Origin of the sequence: Pseudonocardia parietis, from assembly GCF_017876315.1 — a bacterium.
Classification (GTDB): Bacteria; Actinomycetota; Actinomycetes; order Mycobacteriales; family Pseudonocardiaceae; genus Pseudonocardia; species Pseudonocardia parietis.
Genome location: NZ_JAGINU010000001.1, coordinates 5,047,983 through 5,062,083, shown reverse-complemented (window position 1 = coordinate 5,062,083; position 14,101 = coordinate 5,047,983). Strand labels below are relative to the sequence as shown.

The window sequence follows — 14,101 nt, the reverse complement described above, 5'->3', positions numbered from 1 at the left end:
TCGGCTGGCCGGGACGGTGCGCGGTGAGCGTCGTCGGCGGCCCGCGGCGCGGCAAGGAGGCGCACCGGCCCGGTCACCCGCCCGGGGAAGCGGTCCACCCGGCCGGTGATCAGACCTTCGGAGCCGCCACGGTGCGCCGATCCCACTCGGCGCGGACGTCGTCGCCGGTGGGACGGGTCAGCAGCGACACCGCGACGAACGCGACCAGCCCGGTACCGACCCCGGCGAACACCGGCTCGTTCGCGTAGAGATCGCCGAGCACGAGCATCGTCCCGAGCGTCGCGACGGTCCCGACGGCCATCGCCGCCAGCGCACCGGCCCGGGTCGCCCGTCGCCACACCAGACCGCCGAGGATCGGCACGAGCAGGCCGCCGACGAGGATCCCGTAGGCGAGGGTCAGCGCGGCGACGACGTCCTGCAGCAGGCAGGCGATCACGATCATGATGACGCCGAACGCGGCGACCGCCCACCGGGTACCGGCCACCTCGTCGTGTTCGGGAGACCGCCGGTACCGGCCGAGCAGGTCCTGGTTGAACACCGTCGCCGTCGCCAGCAGCGCACCGCTGGAGGTCGACATCACCGCGGACAGTGCGGCGGCGAGCACCAGCCCGGCCGCGGCGGGCGGCAGGACGGCGCCGACGATCGTGGCGAACGCGTCGTCGCGCTCGGCCAGTCCGGGCACGAGCACCTGCGCGGCCGTCCCGATCAGCGCCCCGGCCACGCCGTACGCCAGGCAGTAGACGCCCGCACCGACGCCGGCCCAGCGGGCGACGCCGGGGGAGCGGGCCGTGAACACCCGCTGCCAGACGTCCTGCCCGATCAGCAGCCCGAACCCGTAGGTGACGAAGTAGGTCAGGATCGTGCCGCCGCCGATGGAGGTGAGTGACAGCGCATCCGCCGGGACGGCCGTGGCCAGGCCGTCCCAACCGCCCGCCCGCCACAGGACGACCGGCAGCAGCACCAGGAAGATGCCCACCGTCTTGATCAGGAACTGGACGAAGTCGGTGAGCGTCACCGACCACATCCCGCCGAGCGTCGAGTAGACCACGACCACGGTCCCGCCGATCACGATCGCCGGCACCCGCCCGATGTCCAGCAGCACCCCGAAGATCGTCCCGTAGGCGATCGTCGAGGTCACCGCGAGCACCAGGGTGTAGGCCCACATGACCACACCGGACGGTGCGCCCAGCCCGCTGCCGTAGCGCAGCTCCAGCATCTGCCCGACGGTGTAGACGCCGAGGCGCTGGATCCGCGCGGAGAACAGCAGCGACAGCACCAGGATCCCGGTGCCGATCGCGACGACCAGCCACATCCCGGAGATGCCGTACTCGTAGCCGAGCCCGACCCCGCCGATGGTGGAGGCGCCACCGAGGACGACCGCGGCCATCGTCCCCGAGTACAGCCACGGGCCGAGGCGGCGACCGGCAACGAGGAAGTCGCTGCGGTTGCGGGTGCGGTGGCGGCCCCAGAACCCGAAGGCGATCATCGCGGCCAGGTAGAGGACGACGACGGTGACGTCCACGGCGATCAGTCCTTCGCGCGGTTGGTGGCCAGCACGGACAGCAGCTCGTAGGCGACGTGCGCCGCGGCGATGCCGGTGATCTCGGCGTGGTCGTAGGCCGGGGCGACCTCGACGACGTCGGCGCCGACGACGTCGACCCCGACCAGCGCACGCAGCACGTGCAGCAGTTCCCGGCTCGTCAGTCCACCGGCCTCCGGTGTCCCGGTGCCGGGCGCGTGCGCGGGATCGAGCACGTCGATGTCGACCGACACGTACACCGGACCGGTGCCGAGCCGCCGTCGCATCCGCTCGACGACCGCAGGCAGTCCCTCGGTCTGGAACGCGTCGGTGTGGATCACCTGGAAGCCCAGGACCTCGTCGTTCGTCAGGTCCTGCTCGGAGTAGAGCGGCCCGCGGATGCCGACGTGCAGGCAGCGCCGCGGGTCCAGCAGGCCTTCCTCGGCGGCGTTGCGGAACGGCGTGCCGTGGGTGATGTCGGCACCGAAGTAGGTGTCCCAGGTGTCGAGGTGCGCGTCGAAGTGGACGACGCCGACGGGGCCGTGCGTACGGGCCACCGAGCGGAGCAGGGGCAGCGCGACGGTGTGGTCGCCACCGAGGGCGAGCAGCGTCGTCCCGTCCGCGCGCAGCCGGTCCGCGGCCGCCTCGACGGTGCTCACCGCCTCGGCGATGTCGAACGGGTTGATGCCGAGATCGCCCGCGTCGGCGACCTGCTGTGCCGCGAACGGCGACACCTGCAGCGGTGGATGGTAGGGCCGCAGCAGCTTCGACGACGCCCGCACGTGCGCCGGCCCGAACCGGGCACCCGGGCGGTAGGAGACGCCGGAGTCGAACGGCAGTCCCAGTACCGCGACGTCCGCGCGGTCGACCTCGTCGAGCCGGGGCAGGCGGGCGAACGTCGCGGGACCGGCGAAGCGGGGGACGGCGCCGGCGTCGGTCGGGCCGATGGGCATGGGGTGACCTCCTCGTGCGGTTCGGCACACCGTCCTCCGCGCGGGCCGGCGGCAGAAGTGACGGAACGTCGAACTTCGGGCGATGCTGTTCGACATGACGTCCATGCCATCCACCGGCGTGACACTGCGGGCCCTGCTGGGCGACCCGGCGCTGCGGCTGGGCCGCGAGGCCGTCGACGACGCCGCCCTCGACGCCACCGTCGCCGCCGCGGCGGTCTCCGAGCTGGTCGAGCCGGGTGACTGGCTGCAGGGAGGCGAGTTGGTGCTGACCGTCGGGTTCCTGCTGCCCGGCGATGTCGACGCCCTGACCGGCTACGCGCGGCACCTGCGTGCGCACGGTGTGGTCGCGCTCGGGGTCGGGCTCGGTGCCGACCTGCCGCACCGGCACACCCCGTCCGCACTGGTCACCGCCGCTCGCCGGGCCGGGCTGCCGCTGCTCTCGGTGCCCGACGGCGTGCCGTTCATCGCCGTCACCAAGGCGGTGTTCGCCTACCGTGACGTGGCCGAGCGGGCGCGGCTGCAGTGGGCGCTGCGCACCCAGCGGGCGCTGACCGCGGCCGCCGTCGCACCGGGCGGAGCGGAGGCGGTGCTGGCCGCGCACGTCGAGGCGACCGGCCGCACCGGCGTGGTCGTGGACCTGCTGGGCCGGGTCCTGGCCGCCGCACCGGTGCAGGGCGCGGCCGAGCTGGCCGACGAGCTGACGACGACCATCGCTGACGTGCGGGGGCAGGGCCTGCTCGGGGCAGCGGTCGAGGTGACGCCCGCACGGCCGGGCGACGCCGGGCGCCGTCGTGAGGTCCATCCCCTCGGCTCACGCCGGATCCGCGCGCTGCTGCTGATCGACGGCCCGGCCACGGGCGCCCCGCCCCAGCAGGTCACCGGCGACCTGGTCTCGCTGCTGTCGCTGGAGCTCGAACGCCGCTCCGGCCTGGACGCCGCATCCCGGCGGGACCGCGAACGGCTGCTCGCCGTGCTGGACCGCGGCGTGGTCGACGACGACGTCGCCGGGCGCCGGCTCGCCGCCGCCGGTCTGCCGGAGGCCGAGTTGCGGGCCGCGGTCGTCGCGGCGCCGCGGCCCGACGAGCTCGCCGCCGATCTCGCCGCGGTGCTGCCGGACGCGCTGGTGCGGGTCGTCTCCGGACCGGACGTCTCCGACGGGGCGGCACCGGCTCGGTCCTGGGAAGGCCGCGTACCGCGCCCTGCCCCGGCAACGGGCTCTTCCCCGGTGCCGGGCCGCCGGCCGCCCGGCGGCGACGAGACAGGCGGCACCGGCGGCCGGGTGGAGCTGGCGGTACCGGCCTCGGTGGACCTGGAAGCGGTGCTCGGGGCGCTCGCCGGAGGGCGTCCGGCCGGGATCGGCATCGCCGTCCGGCCCGGTGCTCTGGCGGTGTCGTTGCGCCAGGCCCGCTCGGCGCTACCCATGGCCCGGTTGACCGGGCACCCCGCGCACGCCGCCGACGTCGCCTCCAGCCGGATGCTGCTCGCGCTGCTGGACCACGACCGGCTACGGGCTTTCGCCGACGCCGTCCTCGGACCGTTCGACGCCGACCCCCGCGGGCCGGACCTGCTGCGCGCGGTCGCCGCGTTCGTGGAGCACAACGGGCACTGGGCGGCGACGGCGTCCGCGCTGGGCGTGCACCGGCACACCGTCCGGAACCGGGTCGAGGCCGCCGAGTGGATCAGTGGGCGGCGGCTCGCCTCGGCCCAGGACCGGCACGAGCTGTGGCTCGCCCTGCGGGCCCGGGACCTCGGCCGGGCCGCGGATCCAGGATGAACCCAGCCGGTCAGGCGGGCCGTGCGCCGACGGTCGTGCTGAGCCGATGTGCTGCGTCGGCCACAGCGGCCGCGCGGGCGTCGCCCTCGGCGCCGGTGAAGTCCTCACTGCGCCCGCCCAGACTGACGGTGGCCGCGAGCGCACCGTCGCGGCCGAGAATCGGTGCGGCGACGGCGGACACACCGCCGAGGTAGTCGTCGCGGCTGACCGCGATACCCGTGGTCCGGACTTCGTCGAGGTGGGCGGTGAACTCCGCCGGGTCGACGTGGGTGACCTCCGTGAAGGCCGCCAGCTCGTCGGCCAGCACACGATTCCGGACGGCGGAATCGAATGCTGCCATCACCACCGGAGCCGCCGCCGCGTTGTACGGCAGCACCGTCCCGATTCCAATACCGGCCACCACCAGCGGCTTCCCGCCCTCGACCCGGTCGATGCAGACCGCCCCCGCGTCCGCGGGCACCATCAGGAAGGCGGTGTCCCCGAACCGCGCGGCCAGCTCCTCCAGCACCGGGCGTGCCTCGGTGCGCAGGTCGAACTCGGCCAGCGCCGCCGCACCGACCGCGAAGACCGGCATCCGGATGCGGTAGGCGCCCGCGGAGTCCCGGTGCACCCATCCCGCCTCGACGAACGACGTCATGAGCCGGTGCACGGTCGGCTTGTTGAGTCCGGTCGCTGCCGTCAGTTCGGCCAACGTGATCACCGGCCGATCGGCGCTGAACTGCTCGAGCAGCCGGCACGCGCGCAGCACCGACCCCACGGTTTCCCGGCTCGTCGCGTCAGTGCCCTCGAGGGGGGCCGCACCGCCCACTGTCACCTCACTCGTCGTGTCGTTCCGGACCAGGTTAGTGACCGGCGCGCACCGACGTCTTGACACATGGCGGGTCGCTCAGCCACATTTTCGGAACGCGTATCGCATCACGATACACGCACAGAGAGGTGGACAGTGTGGAACTGCGCGAGATGATCTCCACGGGCGTGGTCCGGGCCCCCGGCGTCTGGGACGGGCTGACCGCACGGCTGGCCGAGCAGGCCGGGTTCCCCGCGCTGTGCGCGTCCGGCTTCGCGATCTCGGCGGCGCTCGGCTACCCGGACGCTGAGCTGTACACGATGTCGGAGAACCTGCAGGCGGTCCGCACGGTCCGGGAGGCCAGCACGCTGCCGGTCATCGCCGACATCGACACCGGGTACGGCAACGCCGTCAACGCCGGCCGGACCGCCCGCCGGTTCGCCGATGCCGGGGTGGCCGCGGTCTTCATGGAGGACCAACGCTCCCCGAAGCGCTGCCCGTTGATCCCGGGGGCCGAGGTCGACCTCGTCGACCTCGCCGAGGCCGAGGGCAAGGTCCGGGCGGTGAAGGACGCGGCCGGCGACATGATCGTCATCGCGCGCACCGACGCGAAGGGTGACGAGGCTCTGCGTCGCGCCGAGGCATACGTGCGGGCAGGGGCCGACATGATCATGCCGGTCACGAAGACCTTCACCACGGTCGAGGAGTGGGCCCGGTGCCGAGAGGTCGCCGGTGTGCCGCTGACAGCGACCCTGACCGCGTCGGCGTGGACCGAGCGCGAGTTCACGTCGGAGGTCATGGAGCAGATCGGTGTGCGACTGGCACTGCTGCCGACCCAGGTGCTCATGGCCGTAGCCGGTGCGGCGCAGCACTGCCTGGGCCGCTTGGCGGCGGGCGAGCCGCCCGCGTCGGTCAGCGAGGACGGCCTGGGACACCACGACTTCGTGGAGCTGATCGGCATGGCCGAGATCGAGCGCCAGCAGCACGCGTACCTGCCCACGGCGGTGGTGTGACGGTGGGCTCGACGATCACCGAGAAGATCCTCGCCCGGGCAGCGGGCGTGCCGTCGGTACGGGCGGGGGACAACCTCCCGATCCGGCCGGACTACATGATCGCCTACGACTTTCCCGGCTACACCGATGTCATGTTCCGGCAGATGCACGACGACTTCGGAATCCGTGAGCTCGCCGAGCCGGAACGCTACGTCGTGTTCATCGACCACATGCTGACCCGTGGTGACGCCCGTGAGCAGGAGGTGCACCAGGTCACCCGCGACTGGTGCGAGTACTACGGGATCGCGCTGCACGAGGCCCGTGGGATCGGGCACCAGGTGATGGCGGAGCTGGGCTACGCCCAGCCCGGGAACTTCCTCATCCACTTCGACGGGCACATCTCGGGTGCGGGCGCGTTCGGCGCGCTGGGCTGGGGAGTACGTCGGGACCTGTTGGAGGCGTGGGTCTCCGGCCGGATCTTCCTGGACGTCCCGGCCACGACCCGCTTCGAGCTGACCGGGGAGTTCAGGCCCGGCGTCGACAGCCGGGACCTGGTGCACCGCATCATCGGCGATCACGGTGCCGACGGATGCGCTCATCAGGTGATGGAGTTCGGTGGCCCCGGCGCGCGGTCGATGTCGATCGACCACCGGCAAGGACTCTGTGGAATGGCGATGTTCACCGGCGCGGTCTCGGCGGTGTTCGAGCCGGATGCGGCGTCCCTGGAGCATGCACGGCGGGCCGGTGGTACCGACTTCGTCCCGCAGTCGCCGGACGCCGACGCCGAGTACCGGGCCGTCCATCACTACGACCTGGCCACGATCGTTCCGCAGGTGGTCCTGCCGGGATCGGCGCGCTCGGCGAACACCCGCGACGCCTCCGACCTCGACGGCACGGCCGTGACGAAAGCGTTCATCGGTTCCTGTGCCTCCGGCCGCATCGAGGACATCCGCGCGGCTGCCGCGGTGCTCGACGGACGGACCGTCGCACCCGGGGTCGAGCTCAACGTCGTCCCGACGTCGGACGCGGTGCACCGCCAGGCCGAGGACGAGGGGCTGCTGGACGTGCTGCGTTCGGCGGGCGCACAGATCGCCCGGTCGAGCTGCGACTTCTGCTTCGGCTACCAGAAGCCGTTGCAACCCGATGAGAACTGCATCTCCACCGGTGTCCTGAACATCTCCGGCCGGATGGGGAGCACCGGCGCCAACATCTACATGGGCTCGGCGTCCACCGTGGCGGCGAGCGCGCTGGCGGGCACCATCACCGCCGCCCGGGAGGTGACGGGCCGGTGAGCGCCGCGCGGGACTACCCGCCTCCACCGGACGTGATCACCGGACGGGTGGCGTGGGTCTTCGGCGACGACTTCGACATCGATCTGGTGATCGGTGTCGAGAACATCAAGTCCTACGACGCCGAGTTCTTGCGTAGCAAGGTCATGCAGGCCTACGACCCGACCTTCGCCGAACGGGTACGGCCGGGGGACGTGATCGTCGGTGGCCGGAACTTCGGGTACGGCCACCCGCACTACCCGCCGATGGTGGCCCTGAGAGATCTCGGCATCGCCGCGGTACTCGCCGACTCCTTCTCGCCCGGGTTCTGGCGGGGCGAGACCTACAACGGGATGCCCTTGCTCACCGTGCCCGGCATCTCCGGTGCCGTCCGGATCGAGGCAGGCGTGTCGGTCGACTGGCGGACCGCAGTCGTGACCCTCGATACCAGCGACGTGCTGTGTGGCACCCCGCCGAGCGCACGGGTGGCCCGGGTGATCGAGGCCGGTGGCTCGCTGAAGCTGCTGCTCGCCGAGCACGCTCGTACCTGACCCCATTTCCCCCCGAGATCAGCGACGATCAGGAGCTTCATCGTGTCCGAGACGACGTCTCCGCCGGATGGCGCCGGCCCCGGTGCCCATCCCGCATCCGCATCACCACCGTCCGCCCGCCGTGCCGCGCTGGCCGGCGGGGTCGGCACGCTGATCGAGTACTACGACTTCAGCGTCTACGCCTTTCTCGCGGTCACGCTCGGACCGCTGTTCTTCCCCAGCGATCAGCCGGGCGTCTCGATCCTGCTCACCCTCGCCGTGTTCGGGTCCGCGTACGTCATGCGACCGATCGGCGGGTGGTTCTTCGGCCGGCTCGGTGACCGGCGTGGCCGTAAGCACGCGCTGGTGGTCACCGTCGTGACCATGGGCGCCTTCTCCGGGATCCTCGGGATGCTGCCGGACTTCGCGACCGCGGGAGTCCTCGCCCCGGTGCTGCTGGTGCTGGTTCGACTCGCACAGGGTTTCTCCGCCGGTGGCGAGATCGGTGGCGCAGCGACCTACGTCGCCGAGTCGGCGCCGCCCGGTAAGCGCGGTCTCTACGGGTCCCTCACCCCGATCGGATCCACGCTCGGCTTCTCCGTGGCCGCAGCTGTGGTGGGGGTGGTCACGGCGTTGACGACGCCGGAGAAGATGTCCGCCTGGGGCTGGCGGATCCCGTTCCTAATCGCGGTCCCACTCGCTCTGATCTGCCTCTGGGTCCGGGTGAAGCTCGAGGACACAGCCGACTTCGAGGCCATGGCCGAGCGGAACGAGGTCGTCCGCAGTCCGCTGCTGAGCGTGATCCGGGAACGGCCGGGTGCGGTGCTGCGGGTCGTCGGAATCGCGATCGCGATGAACGGCACCGGCTACGTGGGACTGACCTATTTCAGCACCTACCTCATCCAGACCGAGGGCTTCGAGGCCCAGTCGATCTACTGGGCCTCGGCGATCGGTATCGCACTGGCGTGTGCCACCTACCCGCTGGCGGGGATGCTCACCGACCGGTTCGGGCGCAAACCGGTGCTGCTGACTGCGTACGCGCTCTACCTGGTGATCGCCTGGCCGGCGTTCGCGCTGCTCGGTGCCACGTCGAGCATCGTCGTGGTCACGCTGGTCTACGTGGTCTACATGGCAGTGAACGGGCTCGCGCAGGTCCCTGCCTTCCCTCAGTTCACCGAGCTCTTCCCGCGCCGGATCCGCTACACCGGGGTTGCCCTGGGATTCAATATCGGGACGATCCTCGCCGGTGGGACGGCCCCCTACGTGGCCGCGCAGCTCGTGCAGAGCACCGGAAACCCGATGGCACCCGCGTACTGGGTGCTCGGCGTCGCGCTGGTCGGTGCGGTCACCGTGCTGACACTGCGTGAGACCGGCCGGGATCGGCTCCCGGTGTAGGCGCGGCACGTGCGTCCCGGTGCCTCGGCGTGCCGCACGTGCCGCTCACCACCGGAGGCGCGGCGTACCTTGACGTGGGACCGGCACTTTGCGGAAGGTGACCGGACAACCGAAGACGGCGGGTGGGGACGCAGGAAGCCGGTGCGAGTCCGGCGCGGTCCCGCCACTGTGATCCCTCCGGGGAGAGCCAGACACTGCCACCACCCGCCGCTCCACCTCCGCATGGGACGAGGATCCCGAGGAAGGTCCGCCGATGACGCGCGCCCGCACAGCTCCGATGCCCACCCCGCCTGCACTCCGTCGGGTGGGAACCCCGTGATCCTGCTGCTCTCCACCTCGGACACCGACCTGCTCTCCGCCCGCGCGAGCGGCGCCGACTACCGGCTCGCCAACCCGAACCGGGTGCTGCACGACGAGCTGGCCGCGATGGCCGACGAGGCCGACATCGTGATCGTCCGGGTGCTCGGCGGGTACCGGTACCTCGAGGCCGGCCTCGACCTGCTCCGGACCCGGGCCACCCCGCTGGTCTGTCTGGGCGGCGAGATGGCGCCCGACGCCGAGATGATGGAGCTCTCCACCACCTCCGCCGGTATCGCCGCGGAGGCGCACACCTACCTGGCGCAGGGCGGTACCGACAACCTGCGTCAGCTGCACGCCTTCCTCTCCGACACCGTGCTGCTGACCGGCGAGGGGTTCGAGGCGCCGGTCGAGCTGCCGGAGTGGGGCGTGCTGGACCGGGCGGCGATCGAGCACGACGGCCCGGCCGTCGCGGTGCTCTTCTACCGCGCCCAGCACCTGGCCGGGAACACCCGCTACGTCGAGGCGCTCTGCGAGGCGATCGAGGCGAAGGGTGCGCGCCCGCTCCCGATCTGGTGCGCGTCGCTGCGCCAGGCACCCGCCGAGCTGCTCGAGACGCTGCGCCGGGCTGACGCGTTGGTCGTCACCGTGCTCGCCGCCGGCGGTACCAAGCCGGCGTCCGCACAGGCCGGCGGCGAGGACGAGGAGTGGGACGTCGCCGAGCTCGCCGCGCTCGACGTCCCCATCCTGCAGGGGCTGTGCCTGACCTCCTCCCGCGCGAGCTGGGAGGACAACGACGACGGGCTGTCCCCGCTGGACGTCGCCACCCAGGTCGCCGTCCCCGAGTTCGACGGCCGGCTGATCACCGTCCCGTTCTCGTTCAAGGAGACCGACGACGACGGCCTGTCGATCTACGTCCCGGACGCCGAGCGTGCCGCCCGGGTCGCCGGGATCGCGGTCAACCACGCGAACCTGCGGCGGGTCCCGAACGCGGACAAGAAGATCGTGCTGATGCTGTCGGCGTACCCGACCAAGCACGCCCGGATCGGCAACGCGGTCGGGCTCGACACCCCGGCGTCGACGATCGCGCTGCTGCGGACGATGGCGGCCGCTGGTTACGACACCGGCGATTTTCCGGGCGTCGAGACCGGTGACGGCGACGCGCTGATGCACGCGCTCATCGAGGCCGGTGGGCAGGACCCGGACTGGCTGTCGGAGGAGAAGCTCGCCGGCAACCCGATCCGGATCTCGGCGCAGACCTACGGCCGCTGGTTCGAGACGCTGCCGCAGGACTTCCGCGACGGCGTCGAGGGGCACTGGGGCGCCGCGCCCGGCGAGCACTACGTGTCGGACGGGGACATCGTCGTCGCTGCGCTGCGCTCCGGGAACGTGACGCTGATGGTGCAGCCCCCGCGGGGCTTCGGTGAGAAGCCGGTCGCGATCTACCACGACCCGGACCTGCCGCCGTCGCACCACTACCTGGCGGCCTACCGCTGGCTGGCCGCACCGGCGGCCGAGGGCGGGTTCGGCGCGCACGCGATCGTGCACATCGGTAAGCACGGCAACCTGGAGTGGCTGCCCGGCAAGACCCTCGGGATGTCGGCGTCCTGCGGGACCGACGCGGTGCTCGGCGACCTGCCGCTGGTCTACCCGTTCCTGGTCAACGACCCGGGCGAGGGCACCCAGGCCAAGCGGCGCGCGCACGCCACCCTCGTCGACCATCTCATCCCGCCGATGGCCCGCGCCGAGAGCTACGGCGACATCGCCCGCCTCGAGCAGCTGCTCGACGAGCACGCCAACATCTCCGCGCTCGACCCGGCCAAGCTGCCCGCCATCCGCCAGCAGATCTGGACGCTGATGACGGCGGCGAAGATGCACCACGACCTGGGTCTGGAGGAACGCCCGGACGAAGAGGTCTTCGACGACATGCTCATGAACGTCGACGGCTGGCTGTGCGAGATCAAGGACGTCCAGATCCGGGACGGCCTGCACGTCCTGGCCCTGGCGCCGTCGGGGGAGCAGCGCGTCGACCTGGTGCTCGCCGTACTGCGGGCCCGGCAGATGTGGGGCGGCGAGCAGTCCGTCCCCGGGTTGCGCCAGGCGCTCGGGCTGGTCGAGGACGGCTCCGAGACCGGGGCCCGCACCGACGCCGTCGAGCAGGTGGCCAGGGCGATGGTCGCCGGTATGGAGGCCCGGAGCTGGGACGCCGACGCAGCCCCCGCGGTGATCGCCGAGCACCTGGACGTCGCCTCCACCGGCCCCGAGGATGTCCCCGGCGGCACCGGCGGTGGCGCGGCGGTGCTCCCCGGAGCCGACCCGGTGGCCGTCGAGGCGGTGCTCCGCTTCGCCGCCGACGAGGTCGTGCCCCGGCTCGACGCCACCGCGCACGAGCTCGACCAGGTGCTGCACGCCCTCGACGGCGGGTTCATCCCGGCCGGCCCGTCCGGCTCCCCGTTGCGCGGGCTGGTCAACGTCCTGCCCACCGGGCGCAACTTCTACTCGGTCGATCCGAAGGCCGTGCCGTCCAAGCTCGCCTGGGAGACCGGGCAGGCCATGGCCGAGTCCCTGGTCGAGCGGTACCGGGCCGACCACGGCGACTACCCGCGTTCGGTCGGGCTGTCGGTGTGGGGCACGTCCGCGATGCGCACCTCCGGTGACGACGTCGCCGAGGTCTTCGCGCTGCTCGGCGTCCGCCCGGTGTGGGACGACGCGAGCCGGCGCGTCCGCGACCTCGAGGTGATCGATCTCGAGGAGCTCGGCAGGCCCCGCGTCGACGTCACGGTGCGCATCTCCGGGTTCTTCCGGGACGCGTTCCCGCACGTCCTGGCCCTGCTCGACGACGCGGTGCGGCTCGTCGCGGAGCTCGACGAGGCCCCGGAGCAGAACTTCGTGCGGGCGCATGTGGAGAGCGACCGGGAGCGCCACGGCGACGACCGCCGCGCCCGGACGAGGATCTTCGGCTCCAAGCCGGGAACCTACGGCGCGGGCCTGCTGCAGCTGGTCGACTCCCGCGACTGGCGCGGCGACTCCGACCTCGCCGAGGTCTACTCCACCTGGGGCGGCTACGCCTACGGCCGCGGCCTCGACGGCGTCCCCGCGCGGGACGACATGGAGAACGCCTACCGGCGGATCGCGGTGGCAGCCAAGAACATCGACACCCGCGAGCACGACATCGCCGACTCCGACGACTACTACCAGTACCACGGCGGCATGGTCGCCACGGTGCGCGCGCTGACCGGCTCCGCGCCGGCCGCGTACGTCGGGGACTCGACCCGCCCCGAGTCGGTCCGCACCCGCAGCCTGCACGAGGAGACCGCCCGGGTGTTCCGCGCCCGCGTGGTCAACCCGCGCTGGATCGCGGCGATGCGCCGGCACGGCTACAAGGGCGCGTTCGAGATGGCCGCGACCGTCGACTACCTGTTCGGCTGGGACGCCACCACCGGCGTCATCGCCGACTGGCAGTACGAGTCGCTGACCGCCGAGTACGTGCTCGACCCGGACAACCGCAAGTTCCTGACCGACTCCAACCCGTGGGCGCTGCACGGGATGGCCGAGCGGCTCCTCGAGGCCGTCGACCGCGGGCTGTGGGAGTCCCCGGAGCAGTCCACCCTGGACGCGCTGCGGCAGGCGTACCTGGAGAGCGAGGGTGATCTGGAGGAGGGCAGCTGACGGTCAGCCACCGTTGAGGCGGCGGAACTCCTCATCGAGGGTGTGATCGGTCAGCGGGCCACCGTGACCTGCCGCGTTCTTCAGGATCGTGCCACCGGTCCCAGGGCGTCGGTCGGAATGGAAGAGCTCGGGCGACCGGCACACCTCGCAGTTTCGGATGATGATGAAGGGCGTCATGTCGATGGGCTCTCCGCCATCGGGGAAGAGGTACACGCGGTCGTTCTCCAGCGGAAGCGTCACCGTCCACCGGGACGGCTCGAACTCGGGGTGGTCGCCCATGACGAGACGGGCAGCCACATCGAAGGTGCGATCGTGAGTCCGGTAGGAGCTGGACGTGGTGAGGATCCACGGCAGTGAGCCGAGGTAGCTTGCGCCTCGGAGCGCCGTCTCCAAGCTCGGAAGGAGCGTGTCGAGGCGCTCGGCCGCTTGAGCCTGACTGCGCGGGCGCATCCCGTGCGCGGCGTTGTTGCGCTCCTTGGTGAGTTCGTCCAGTTGGTTGAGCCAGGATTTGGTCGGCTTGCGTGCGAAGGCTGTGAGGGCGTGCGGAGCGTCGCCCGACGTCGTCGCTGCCTTCGCCGCCTTTCGGGCGACGCTCACCCAACTTCCTTGGGTGACTCCGCGACCGTAGGCGGTGACGAGCTCGTCGATGGCGTCCGGATCGGCACCGGTGGCGTTCAACCATGCGGCGCCGGTCGCTCCGACCACGATGCAGAGCTCGTCGGCCGCATCGAGCAGCGCCTGGTACTGGTCCAGGGGGGTCGGCGCGGACTGCAGAAACCGGACTGCTCGGGCGACGGGGTACTGGAGCGCGCGGGCTTCCCGAAGCGTCTCTGACGACGCGACGGCCTCGTCAGAGAGCGTGGTGGGTTCACTGATCGTGGTCGGTTTTCTGACCGACGTCGGGCGAGCACCCTCGG

General features: G+C 71.9%; 10 protein-coding genes and 1 riboswitch. Of the genes, 6 read left to right on the top strand and 4 right to left on the bottom strand.

The genetic code is table 11. From position 1 onward, the window contains the following. Positions 1-109: 109 nt before the first annotated feature. Entirely contained in the window at positions 110-1,528 is a 1,419-nt protein-coding gene (locus JOF36_RS23725; RefSeq protein ID WP_443706279.1) for a sodium:solute symporter family protein, read from the bottom strand. Continuing rightward, positions 1,528-2,472: an agmatinase gene (speB, locus tag JOF36_RS23720; protein WP_210030915.1), complete on the bottom strand. Its 945-nt coding sequence runs from the start codon at positions 2,470-2,472 to the stop codon at positions 1,528-1,530. The genes JOF36_RS23725 and speB overlap by 1 nt, the downstream gene beginning before the upstream one ends. 94 nt (positions 2,473-2,566) lie before the next feature. Between speB and JOF36_RS23715 the strand changes: the two genes are divergently transcribed. Beyond that, on the top strand, positions 2,567-4,246 hold the full coding sequence (locus tag JOF36_RS23715) for a PucR family transcriptional regulator (protein WP_245350955.1): 1,680 nt from the start codon (positions 2,567-2,569) through the stop codon (positions 4,244-4,246). Between the two features lie 10 nt (positions 4,247-4,256). Here JOF36_RS23715 and JOF36_RS23710 read toward each other — a convergent pair whose 3' ends face one another. Further along, positions 4,257-4,994, bottom strand: coding sequence for an IclR family transcriptional regulator (locus JOF36_RS23710; protein ID WP_307862559.1), 738 nt, complete (start codon positions 4,992-4,994; stop codon positions 4,257-4,259). 197 nt (positions 4,995-5,191) lie between these two features. Between JOF36_RS23710 and JOF36_RS23705 the strand changes: the two genes are divergently transcribed. The 5 genes from JOF36_RS23705 to cobN all read left to right on the top strand — a co-directional run bounded on the left by JOF36_RS23705 (position 5,192) and on the right by cobN (position 13,184). Further along, positions 5,192-6,046, top strand: coding sequence for an isocitrate lyase/PEP mutase family protein (locus JOF36_RS23705; RefSeq protein ID WP_210030910.1), 855 nt, complete (start codon positions 5,192-5,194; stop codon positions 6,044-6,046). A 2-nt stretch (positions 6,047-6,048) separates the two neighbouring features. Beyond that, positions 6,049-7,317: a 3-isopropylmalate dehydratase large subunit gene (locus tag JOF36_RS23700; RefSeq protein ID WP_307862558.1), complete on the top strand. Its 1,269-nt coding sequence runs from the start codon at positions 6,049-6,051 to the stop codon at positions 7,315-7,317. Next, positions 7,314-7,844 (top strand): 3-isopropylmalate dehydratase small subunit, encoded by a 531-nt coding sequence (locus JOF36_RS23695; RefSeq protein WP_210030908.1) that lies wholly within the window; start codon positions 7,314-7,316, stop codon positions 7,842-7,844. The genes JOF36_RS23700 and JOF36_RS23695 overlap by 4 nt, the downstream gene beginning before the upstream one ends. 42 nt (positions 7,845-7,886) lie before the next feature. Then, the gene (locus JOF36_RS23690; RefSeq protein ID WP_210030907.1) at positions 7,887-9,218 is read left to right on the top strand and encodes an MFS transporter; all 1,332 of its coding nucleotides are present in this window, start codon (positions 7,887-7,889) and stop codon (positions 9,216-9,218) included. Positions 9,219-9,302: 84 nt separating this feature from the next. Beyond that, positions 9,303-9,434, top strand: a riboswitch (cobalamin riboswitch). Positions 9,435-9,533: 99 nt separating this feature from the next. After that, positions 9,534-13,184 carry a cobaltochelatase subunit CobN gene (cobN, locus tag JOF36_RS23685; RefSeq protein ID WP_210030905.1) on the top strand — a complete coding sequence of 1,217 codons (3,651 nt, stop codon included), beginning with the start codon at positions 9,534-9,536 and terminating at the stop codon, positions 13,182-13,184. Positions 13,185-13,187: 3 nt separating this feature from the next. Here the strand turns inward: cobN and JOF36_RS23680 are convergent, their stop codons facing one another. Continuing rightward, positions 13,188-13,889, bottom strand: coding sequence for a hypothetical protein (locus JOF36_RS23680; RefSeq protein ID WP_210030900.1), 702 nt, complete (start codon positions 13,887-13,889; stop codon positions 13,188-13,190). Between the last annotated feature and the right edge of the window lie 212 nt (positions 13,890-14,101).

Bases quoted from the DNA above. Each gene is read 5' to 3' on its own strand.
- speB (WP_210030915.1), bottom strand. From the start codon at position 2,472: ATGCCCATCGGCCCGACCGACGCCGGCGCCGTCCCCCGCTTCGCCGGT.
- JOF36_RS23715 (WP_245350955.1), top strand. From the start codon at position 2,567: ATGACGTCCATGCCATCCACCGGCGTGACACTGCGGGCCCTGCTGGGC.